Here is a 10,432-nt window from a genome sequence, read left to right as displayed (position 1 = left end):
TATGCCCCTAGCTTCATCTTCCATTCCTTTATTTTCTAAATATCTTATGGATTCGGGTAAATATCGAAGGATAATAGGAATTAAAAAAAGTGGGATCAAACCCACTAAAAATGTCAAGCGCCATCCTAAGAACTCTCCATAGCCCTGGATCAAATAAAATGGAAAGATTATTGCGAGCACTGCGCCGAATGCCCAAGCAGATTCTATAAGACCTAGAAAACGCCCTCTCGACTTCGCAGGTACGTATTCGGATACATAGACCCCAGGTTGAGGTAATGAACCCCCTAGACCTATTCCTGCAAAAAAACGGAAGACAGACAGGGATAAAAAATCCCAAGCAACAGAACAGAGTCCAGTAAAAATTGCCATAATTAAAATAGTTAATAAAAGCGCTTTCCTTCTACCTAAAACGTCGGCTATGATTCCGCAACTTAAAGCGCCAGCAAACATCCCTAAAGCTGTCAGACTTAAGATAAAGCTTTGTGTTGGTATATCTAAAGCCCACTCTTTGCTTATGGCAGGTAAAATAGGTGAGAGTAAAAGGTAGTTCATAGCTGTAAATCCATAGATAAAACTGCCTATCATTAACAGTAGATAGTGAAAACGTGATAAAGGTGCCGTCTCCAATAATTCTGTTAGTCTCTTCTCCATGTTTTCACCTTTAAATGGATAAATAAAAAGGATAAAAGCATATTGAAATAGGCAAAAAATGAAATAAATTCTGTTTTTATTTCAATAGATTGATATACTTAATATTAAAATTAAAGTTGGTGGCATTAATGAAACATTCGATAAAAACAGGATTTTACTTTGGTATAACCTCGGGTATAATCACGACACTGGGACTGATGGTGGGCTTAAGCTCTGGAACTCACTCAAAACTTGCGGTTATCGGCGGAATATTGACAATAGCAATAGCAGATGCTCTTTCGGATGCATTAGGTATTCATATTTCTGAAGAATCTGAAAGTAAGCATACTACAAAAGAGATATGGGAGTCGACATTCTCAACTTTTCTATCTAAATTAATTTTTGCAAGTACTTTCGTTATTCCCGTTTTGTTACTGTCATTGACAACAGCCGTTATCGTAAGTATCGTTTGGGGGTTATCTATTTTGGGATTCTTTAGTTTTTATAATGCTAAAGATCAAAAAGTAAAACCTTGGAATGCAGTTATAGAACATTTAATAATTGCATTAGTGGTCATAGTTATTACACATTATGTTGGTTATTTTATTGGGCTAACATTTAGATAGTCATCCATTGGAAAGTTGTTTAAACTACAAAATGAGAGTTAAAAGAGAAGGGTAAATTTCGTGAATTTGAAATAAAAATTAATATCATTAAGAAATATTTTCATCAAAATCAATTGAAATCTTAATCAATCATATTGTGTATTCTTTTCCGTATTTCATTGTTTCAATGTTCTTGTTTATCTTTTTAAATATGTGTGTATTTTCTGTGTGTATTGGGAATACTTTCTTCGGTTTGATGTCGTAGATTAAGTTAGTTATCTGTTGTCTATCCATATGTCCAGAAGCGTGAAGTTGATGGAAATGGATATTGAAATGATATAACCAGTTATGCATAACCTGATCTTCGATATCTTCTTCACTGAAAGGTTCACTCATGCTATGGATAAAGTGGCTACTTGGATTTGGTCTAATATCAATTAGTTCTGCAAATTGATAAAAATTTAAGTCCATAATCAACTTGCTTTGGTTCTTTTGTACAAAATCAAAGGTCACCATTTTATCCATGAACTCTCTTTCCCAAAGATAATAATCCTTTTCGTTAAATTCTCCAGAGCCTTTTCGTTTATAATAGACCAGAATATTTTCGTCTTTCAACGGATCAGGAAGATCTAGGCGTCTGTCTTCAACAAGTTTACTTAGAAGATAAGCTATCTTTGGAGAAATGACAATGTTTCTGCCATTGTCTTTAGCAACGTTATAGAAGCTTCTAAACCTATCCATATCACGGCTATATCGAGTGATAAATACGATATTATTGGTTGATGTAACAATTCTGTCACTCAATTTCTCGACTTGCTCTTCAGTATAGTTCTTTCTCCCTTCCTTTTCCACCATTCTAGTGCCTTCACATACCATAGCAACCGGTTCAGATTCATGTGCTTTCTTAGCAAACTCCTCAGTCATATCCTTCCTTGGACCATGAGCCCTAAGATCCCCAGTATACACAATTGTACCTTCAGACGTATGGATTAAGAACCCATAAGCAGCAGGAATCGAATGATCGACATGAACAGGCTCGACCACTATACCACCAACCTTGATCTTGTCTCCAGTTCGAAATGTCCGATACTGGTGCTTTCCATAATTACAGAAACTGCTGGTCTTCTCCATGGACTCCATAAACAATTTGGTACCTTCTCCAAGATATACGGGGATATCTGGATCTAAAAACTGAATATGATTTACGTGATCCCAATGAGCGTGAGATAAAAATACAGCATCGATCTTCGGCTTAATATAAGGAAGATCGGTAAAAGCTAATAGTTCTTTAGCATACAATCCCATGATCTTCGGCAAAAGATTAAACTCAAAATAGTCCCCCAATCCGTTAATCGCTCTGGGTGTTAGCCAACCTGTAAAACATTCTACACCACAAGTGAAGGATTGCCCAAAATCAAGAAGAACTCTAGCTTCGTCTTCCTTTAAAAAAACTTTATTGCCACCAATTTCGTTAATTCCACCATAAAAAGTTAAACTTACCATTATACGTAATTAATTTTACAACAAACATTTAACGGTTCTGAGTAAGAGTAAACTTGGGAACCTTCAATAATGTTTTATGTCCCGATTTCGAATGACTGCTTATTTTTAATTTATCTAAAATCATCAAACTTAAAAATAAGCCTCTTGTTTTCTAATAACCCTCGTTTAGTAAAAAGTTGTGAATTTCAATACTATCAACCAAATAGGTGGAATATTTTTGTATAAGAGAGACTCACTGAGGAAAGAAAGAGTATTTTTTATATTTGTATCTATTTTCGTAATTTCTTTCAGCGTTGGAGCATACAACCCCCTTGTACCTATTTATGCTCAAATCTTTGGTGCCACATATGCAGATCAAGGTATCATAGGAGCGGCTTACGCTCTTCCATATATCATATTTCCTATACTTGTTGGCTTTATGTCTGATAAGTTTGATAGAAGATACTTTTACTTATCTGGAGTAACTTTAACAGCAATCAGTGCGATTCTTTTCATCCTGGCTTCTGATCTAGTTCATATAGTATTAGTTAGAATTTTTGGGGGGCTGGCTTTTGCTTTCTTGTGGCCCACGGTTGAGGCAATACTTGTTGACTTCTCAACAAATAGGGAAAGAATGAAGGTTATGGGACAGTTTAGCTTTTCTTGGGCTTTAGGTTTTCTCTTAGGTCCACCGATTGGAGGTTTTATTCTTGAGAAAACATCTTTTCCAACCCTTTTCACCTTTTGTTTCATAGTCGGATTGATAGCAGTGCTACTAGCCATCTGTGGACTTAGCTACAAAAAACCTTCGATAAATACCAAAGCATTGAATAACAATGATTTTAATCATAAATTCAGACTTTTAAATAAAAATCTTCTATCCATATATGTAGTTGTAATAACATACAGCATGGTTTTTGGAGTGATTTTTTCAATCTTTCCAGTATACGCTAGCGACTTTGGTATTACTTCTTTTCAATTAGGAATTCTGTTCGCCTTTTTTGGAGTTATGAGAGCCATTATGTTTCTATTTTCTGAAAAAATTTCAAATATTGGAATTAGGAAAGCTTTAGTAATTGGGCTTACAATTCAAGCGCTAGGCCTTTTTCTCGCAGCCAATTTCATCGGCATCGGATATTTTGCATTATTTTTAACTTTAGTAGGCATCGCAATGGGTATATTTTCACCCTTAACTTTATCAACAGCTTCAAAGCTAGCTTCAAGAAGTAAAATAGGTATAACTTTAGGATCTGTAGAGGCCCTGTTTGGTTTTGGAGATACTATTGGGCCTTTTTATGGAGGTATGATTGCAGAGACTTTTGGCGCGTCGATACCCTACTTCAGTTTAGCCTTTATAAGCTTGCTAGCCATAGTACCTGTTACCATTATACGATTTAAGAATCAGCCTTAAGCTCCAAGATGTTGATTTATCTTCTTGGGTGGACAATTATCAATTTAATAGGATTTACTTGTATATTTACAACATATTTATCCTTGAATCCTTTAATAGTTTAGAAAAAATGTTGTTAGATTTATGTTAGAGTTCGGTTTAGCAGAACAATGGCACAAAGTAATAGAAGCTCTTTATTCTGTGATGCTGATATACGAGCATGTCAACCATCTAATCTCCTTTGGTCGTGATAAGGATTTTAGAAAAGAAGGGATAATTTACGCTCTACCATCCGCAGACATAGTATTGGATGCGGGTTGCGGTCCAGGAGTTATGAGCGAAGTTGCCTTGAAAAGTGGACTAAACATCAAAGACCTGATACTACTCGACCCTATACCCGAATATCTTAAATTAGCAAAAAGGAGATTGGAGGATAAAAGACCTGAAGCAGTAGTAGGTCTTTTCGAGGTTCTCCCCTTTAAGAGAAAAAAAATTGATTTAGTTATGTGTGGGTTCTCGTTAAGAGATGCAATGAATATGGCACTCTCTATAAGAGAAGTATCAAGAGTATTGAGAGAAGATGGAAAATTCATAATTGTCGATTTAGGAAAACCGGATGATCTGATAAAAAGATGGGTTATGGGCATATGGTGGAGATTTATAGTTCCTTCTATGGCAGTTATCTTTGTCAGAGAGAAAGGTCTATTTTATAGTATACTCCACACAACTTATAGGCAACTCCCTAAAAATAGTGAGCTGAAGAATATCATCGGTAGATCATTTGATGAGGTCATATTTAAAGTCAAGATGCATGGAGGAGTGGTTCTAGTTATAGCCAAGAAGACTGCAAAAAGTAATACAACTAGTTAATCTAGAAAGACCTGAATTTGGGGACACCTATCTCCAATTGCCCTATCCCGACAGTCTCAACTATTTCATTCCAGCAGTCTTTAATTCTATATAAGAAATGTCGATTCAACGACATTTTAAAAACCAAGGTCCTTAATCTTCTTCTTCAATTTAGCCAAATACTTCTTATAGGCTTTCTGGATAAGTTCGTTTCTGGCACGCGCGTTCATTGTTTACCTGCCATTTTCTATTGTTCCAATTACTTTTGAATATATTCATAATTTTTCAATAATATAAGGAGTATTGGTAATATTCATCATTATAGATAAGCTTCTCATAATTTGAGCTCTGCAACGTAAAGTTTATGACGATAAAAAGTTGGAATTAGTTCGAAAATTCATGAGAGCCATGATGCTTGAAAGACTTGGGGCGATTGAGAGAAAGCCTTTAAAATCGATTACCATTGATGAACCTATCATTGATAAAGATGAGATATTAGTGAGAATCAAGGCTTGTGGTGTATGTCGCTCAAATCTACATATGATTGAGGGAGACTGGATAGGCCGTAATGTCCCTTCTACGTTGCCTTTAATACCTGGCCATGAAATTGTAGGCATAACCGAATCCACAGGTAAAGATGTTGATGATTTTAAAGTAGGAGACAGAGTCGGTATTCAGCCTTTATATTATGCTTGTGGTGTTTGTGAATACTGCCTTACTGGAAGGGAAAACATTTGTTTAAATAGAAAGATAACAGGTCAAGACGTCGATGGAGGCTATTCAGAATACCTAAAAATACAAAGTAAGTTTGCCTATAAAGTACCAAATAGAATAAACGATTCAGAGGCAGCTCCCCTTTTTTGTCCTGGTATAACAGCTTACAGAGCCGTAAAAAAAGCAATACTGCACCTGGTAAGATATTAGCAATATTCGGCATCGGAGGTGTTGGACATGTAGCGGTGCAGTTGGCAAGGCTTTGGGATGCTAAAGTGATTGCTGTTAGTAGAAATGAGAAACATCTTGAACTTGCATCAAATCTGGGAGCTGAAGACACAGTTTATCCGAAAGAGGCCGAAAAATATTTCAAGAAAATTGGTTACGCTGATTCTTCCATAGTCTTCGCTCCTTCAAATAAAGCGATAAACCAAGCACTATCCATTACAAAGCGAGGAGGAACAATCGTCCTTGGAGTATCTGGAAAAATATTAAATTTCCAGTTCTTTCAAGAAAAAACCGTCCAAGGTACTGTTATTGGTACTAGGCAAGACATGATTGACGTTCTTGAGATTGCAGCAAATGGAAAGATGAAAATATTTACAGAGAACTATAAACTTGAAGAAGCAAATGAGGTTCTGAAAAAGTTGAAGTATGGCGAAATAGAGGGTCGAGCCGTACTTTTACCATAATCTCTATTAAACGCCCCTATTCATTTCTTTATCAATTAACTTTCTAATTTTATTTTTAGCATAGACGAAATGACAAACCTTAAGACCATAGTCTTCAACTTAGAACCTGCAAAGCTAGGAAAGGTCAGAAGAATTTATAGAGCGTAAGGCAGTTGGCTTAGGAAAGACAATTAAATGTGATAGAATAATCGACTTATTGAAGAACAAAAAATAGAATTATTTCCTACTCCCAAATTCTTTGACCGCTTCAACCATTGCTTTTATGTTGATTGTTGGTGCGTCGGGTGGAATTCCACAACTAGGTTCTATCAAATCAGCACCATCTCCAATAGCTTTCTTTACTTCTGCGCTTACTTCTTCTGGAGAGCCTGATGTTAGTGTCTTTTTAGAGCTTATATTACCCAATATTTTTACATCGCCTACAATATCTTTAATTCTTGCAATATTGACTGTCTCATCAACACTGACTCCATCGTAACCACACTCTACTAAAAAAGGAACCATGGATTCTACTTTACCACCTATGTAAAGAAGTCTGATTCCTCCCAAACTATTGGCTATTCTAATCAAAACAGGCTTGATGAATTTATGCAATATATCAGGAGTTACCATTTCTGGTGCAAGGGCTCCATCAGCTACCGTCACTATATCAGAGCCAGCTCTGTACTGAGCTTTGGCAAACTTAATAATGAAATCAGTAGAAAAATCAAGAAATGCTTTCATATAATCAAGGTTTTTTATAGTCCAAATCAAGAATTTCCCTATTTCGACCAATTCACCGGCAAGAGTAAACGGTCCTATGACATGGCTCACTATTGGTAGAAAATCACCAACTTCCTCTCTAGCAATTCTTATCGCTTGTAATACTATGGGAATTCTACCTAATTCGAGTATGTTGTCTGCCATCTTCAGATCTTCAGGTTTAGTATAGGGATGATCTATAACTACAGGGAAAAGATGCATTTTTTCATGATATCTTGATTTACATCCTAGAGCTTCGGCCTCTACTATGTTATCAAACGGAATGTTTACACATTCTATCCCACCCAATTCGTAACCTGCTATTGCAAGTCTCGCCATCTTTTCAGGATCTTTATGAGCTTCTGGCCAGTGAATACCTGTTATTTTTTGCATCTCCACGTTTATAGCACCTTGACAACCTGTTATGCATGTAACTGGTACTCTATCCAGTCTTCCTCCCATCAATGCTTTAAGTACTCTCTTCTTGGGACTTAACTCCTTCATATCTTTAATCAATATATTATAGGATTTTTATATTTCTAATTACCTCATATATGATAGGATTACGATAATATGGACCATCAAGATCATAGCAATCATAGAAAGCAAGGCCATGCTCACCATATAGTGGAGTTTAAAAGTAGATTCTGGGTTTCATTGATACTCACAATCCCGATTCTACTTCTCTCTGAAATGATCCAGATATGGTTCGGTTATAGGATAGAAATACCATTACAAAAAGAAATCTTGTTCCTTCTATCATCAATTGTTTACTTCTATGGTGGTTGGCCATTTCTGAGGGGTTTGGTTCAGGAAATTAAAGACCGACAGCCAGGAATGATGACATTGATAGGAACAGCCATATCAGTGGCTTTTTTCTTCTCTACAAGTACAGTTTTTTTCATAGCTGGGAAAGATTTCTTCTGGGAACTCGTCACTCTTATCGACGTAATGCTTCTTGGACACTGGATAGAGGCTAGAAGTGTTCTTGGAGCTTCAAGGGCATTGGAAGAGCTTGTTAAGATAATGCCCACAACAGCCCACCTTGTAAAAAGTGGTGAAATTGAAGATATTCCAATTTCACAGTTGAAGGTTAATGATACTGTTCTTGTTCGTCCAGGCGAGAAGATACCTTCTGATGGCCTTGTAGTAGAGGGAGAATCCTTTCTAAATGAAGCTCTATTGACAGGAGAATCAAAGCCTGTTCATAAAAAAGTGAAAGATAAAGTGATAGGCGGTTCTATAAATACAGAAGGCGTTTTGAAGGTAAGAATAGAAAGGACAGGGGAAGAAACTTATTTATCACAAGTAATAAAACTGGTAAGACAGGCTCAAGAAAGCAGGTCAAGAACTCAAGATCTAGCGAATAGAGCATCGGCTCTCCTTTTTTACATTGCTGTAGGGGTAGGAATAATTACTTATCTGGTATGGTTCGTTCTTTTAAATCCTGACTTTGCCCTTTTGAGGTCTGTTTCAGTTTTAGTAATAGCATGCCCCCACGCTCTCGGTCTAGCTATTCCTTTAGTTGTTGCCCTTTCTACCTCAATAACCGCAAAAAGCGGAATTCTCATAAGAGATCGAAGAGCTTTTGAAATGGTAAGGAATATCAATGCTGTCGTTTTCGATAAGACTGGCACATTAACAGAAGGCAAGTTCGGTGTCAGTGATGTAGTTTCTTTTGTTCCTGAAGATGAGCTTCTAAAATTCACTGCGAGTATCGAGCTTAACTCGGAGCATATAATAGCAAAAGCTATTGTTGATTTCGTAAAGGAAAAAGGTATAGAAATACCAAAAACCAAGGAATTCAAAGCGATACCTGGAAAAGGTGCTTACGGAAAAGTTGATGTTAAAGAGGTATATGTGGGAAGCCCGAGTCTTCTTAAAGAAATGAAAATAAAGGTAGAAAATCAGAGGATAATGAGACTTCAGGCACAGGGTAAGACTGTTGTTTTCACCATAGTCGATGGCATACTTGCTGGTGCATTTGCGCTTTCTGATAAGATAAGAAAGGAATCGTATGAGGCTGTTAAAAGACTGAAAGAGATGGGGATAAAGGTCTACATGATCACGGGAGATGCTGAGGAAGTCGCGCAATGGGTTGCAAAGGAATTAAGTATAGATGACTACTTTGCACAAGTTTTACCAGATAAAAAAGCAGAAAAAGTTAGGTTTCTAAAGGAAAAGGGCCACAAGGTTTCCATGATAGGTGATGGGATAAACGATGCACCAGCTCTTGTTACAGCAGATGTGGGGATCGCCATAGGTGCTGGAACTGATGTAGCTATAGAAAGTGCCGATATTATTCTTGTAAAAAATGATCCAAAGGATGTAATCAAGGTTATGGACCTTTCAGGAAAAACATATTCGAAGATGGTTCAGAACCTCTGGTGGGCTGCAGGTTATAATATTTTGGCAATTCCTTTAGCTGCTGGTACTTTATTTAATTTTGGTATTATTATTACTCCCGCAGTTGGGGCTATACTTATGTCTTTGAGTACAGTTATTGTTGCCATTAACAGTCAGACTTTAAGAAAATATGAACCGAAGGTAGAGGTTAAGGAGACAAAACACATAACCACAGACCCGGTCTGTGGAATGAAAGTTGTACCCGAAAAGGCATATAGTAAAGTTGAACATGATGGATATATTATCTACTTCTGCTCAAAAGACTGTGAAACTGAATTTAGGAAGAATCCTTTAGAATATTTATCAAAGATAACAGAAAAAACACCCAAGGAACATGAACATCACTAAGATGTATTACTTATTCTTTTAATATTTTTTATAAAATTATACAAAATTTTAAAAATTGAAAGTGATAGTTAATGTACGAACGAGTTCTATCTGGAAGATTTACCTTGAAGAAGTTTGAAAATCGGATTTCATTTTTCCAAAAAATGATGAAAAATTATGATCTTCCTGTCAATTATTTCTAATGAGACAATCTTTATTAATATATCTCGATAACCTATGCCGAAATACGATGAAAAAGATAGTAGGAATAATTACTATTTCGATGTTTCTAATGATGCCTTTTCTTCTCGCGGTACCGACACCTGTAATTGCAGAGCCTACCGAGGCATTATCAGATGCAGTAAGTGGAGGTACTGGAGGTACATTCTGGCTTGATCCTAACACTTTGTACACAGGCGGAGTCATGATAACGGGTGATACAACGATATATGGTCAGGGTGCAATGATTGACCTACAAGAATCAACAATAGACATCTCTGGTGCTTACCTCTATATAGAGAGATGCCATATTACGAATGGAACAGATGGTCTATACTTCCATGACGATGCAAGCGGATTTGTCTATGATAACGTAA

10 protein-coding genes are annotated in these 10,432 nt (G+C 36.5%); 7 read left to right on the top strand and 3 right to left on the bottom strand.

The window, feature by feature from the left end; genetic code table 11:
• Positions 1-651: MFS transporter (locus tag L6N96_02605; protein MCP8323056.1), on the bottom strand; the 651-nt coding region annotated here is incomplete at its 3' end.
• Between the two features lie 128 nt (positions 652-779).
• Here L6N96_02605 and L6N96_02600 point away from each other — a divergent pair.
• Complete coding sequence (locus L6N96_02600; protein MCP8323055.1) at positions 780-1,256, top strand: hypothetical protein; 477 nt, start codon at positions 780-782, stop codon at positions 1,254-1,256.
• A 129-nt stretch (positions 1,257-1,385) separates the two neighbouring features.
• Here L6N96_02600 and L6N96_02595 read toward each other — a convergent pair whose 3' ends face one another.
• Positions 1,386-2,738 carry an MBL fold metallo-hydrolase gene (locus L6N96_02595; protein MCP8323054.1) on the bottom strand — a complete coding sequence of 451 codons (1,353 nt, stop codon included), beginning with the start codon at positions 2,736-2,738 and terminating at the stop codon, positions 1,386-1,388.
• Positions 2,739-2,955: 217 nt separating this feature from the next.
• Between L6N96_02595 and L6N96_02590 the strand changes: the two genes are divergently transcribed.
• The 4 genes from L6N96_02590 to L6N96_02575 all read left to right on the top strand — a co-directional run bounded on the left by L6N96_02590 (position 2,956) and on the right by L6N96_02575 (position 6,362).
• A complete protein-coding gene (locus tag L6N96_02590) occupies positions 2,956-4,128 on the top strand; it encodes an MFS transporter (protein MCP8323053.1) in 1,173 nt (390 codons plus the stop codon).
• 123 nt (positions 4,129-4,251) lie between these two features.
• On the top strand, positions 4,252-4,977 hold the full coding sequence (locus L6N96_02585; protein MCP8323052.1) for a class I SAM-dependent methyltransferase: 726 nt from the start codon (positions 4,252-4,254) through the stop codon (positions 4,975-4,977).
• A gap of 378 nt (positions 4,978-5,355) precedes the next feature.
• Positions 5,356-5,880, top strand: coding sequence for an alcohol dehydrogenase catalytic domain-containing protein (locus L6N96_02580; protein MCP8323051.1), 525 nt, complete (start codon positions 5,356-5,358; stop codon positions 5,878-5,880).
• Positions 5,817-6,362 carry a zinc-binding dehydrogenase gene (locus L6N96_02575; GenBank protein ID MCP8323050.1) on the top strand — a complete coding sequence of 182 codons (546 nt, stop codon included), beginning with the start codon at positions 5,817-5,819 and terminating at the stop codon, positions 6,360-6,362. Before L6N96_02580 ends, L6N96_02575 begins: the two co-directional genes overlap by 64 nt.
• A gap of 216 nt (positions 6,363-6,578) precedes the next feature.
• Here the strand turns inward: L6N96_02575 and L6N96_02570 are convergent, their stop codons facing one another.
• The gene (locus L6N96_02570) at positions 6,579-7,607 is read right to left on the bottom strand and encodes an MtaA/CmuA family methyltransferase (GenBank protein ID MCP8323049.1); all 1,029 of its coding nucleotides are present in this window, start codon (positions 7,605-7,607) and stop codon (positions 6,579-6,581) included.
• A 69-nt stretch (positions 7,608-7,676) separates the two neighbouring features.
• Here L6N96_02570 and cadA point away from each other — a divergent pair, with 69 nt between their 5' ends.
• Together cadA and L6N96_02560 are read left to right on the top strand one after the other, a co-directional pair.
• Positions 7,677-9,857, top strand: coding sequence for a cadmium-translocating P-type ATPase (gene cadA, locus L6N96_02565; protein ID MCP8323048.1), 2,181 nt, complete (start codon positions 7,677-7,679; stop codon positions 9,855-9,857).
• Positions 9,858-10,086: 229 nt separating this feature from the next.
• Positions 10,087-10,432 (top strand): hypothetical protein (locus L6N96_02560; GenBank protein MCP8323047.1); only part of this gene is annotated, 346 nt, incomplete at its 3' end.

The sequence above is a fragment of the Candidatus Methylarchaceae archaeon HK02M2 genome, assembly GCA_024256165.1.
Lineage (GTDB): Archaea > Thermoproteota > Nitrososphaeria > Nitrososphaerales > JACAEJ01 > HK02M2.
This window is presented reverse-complemented; position numbering and strand designations above follow the sequence as displayed.

Bases quoted from the DNA above. Each gene is read 5' to 3' on its own strand.
- L6N96_02600 (MCP8323055.1), top strand. From the start codon at position 780: ATGAAACATTCGATAAAAACAGGATTTTACTTTGGTATAACCTCGGGT.
- L6N96_02595 (MCP8323054.1), bottom strand. From the start codon at position 2,738: ATGGTAAGTTTAACTTTTTATGGTGGAATTAACGAAATTGGTGGCAAT.
- L6N96_02585 (MCP8323052.1), top strand. From the start codon at position 4,252: ATGTTAGAGTTCGGTTTAGCAGAACAATGGCACAAAGTAATAGAAGCT.
- L6N96_02580 (MCP8323051.1), top strand. From the start codon at position 5,356: ATGAGAGCCATGATGCTTGAAAGACTTGGGGCGATTGAGAGAAAGCCT.
- L6N96_02570 (MCP8323049.1), bottom strand. From the start codon at position 7,607: ATGAAGGAGTTAAGTCCCAAGAAGAGAGTACTTAAAGCATTGATGGGA.
- cadA (MCP8323048.1), top strand. From the start codon at position 7,677: ATGGACCATCAAGATCATAGCAATCATAGAAAGCAAGGCCATGCTCAC.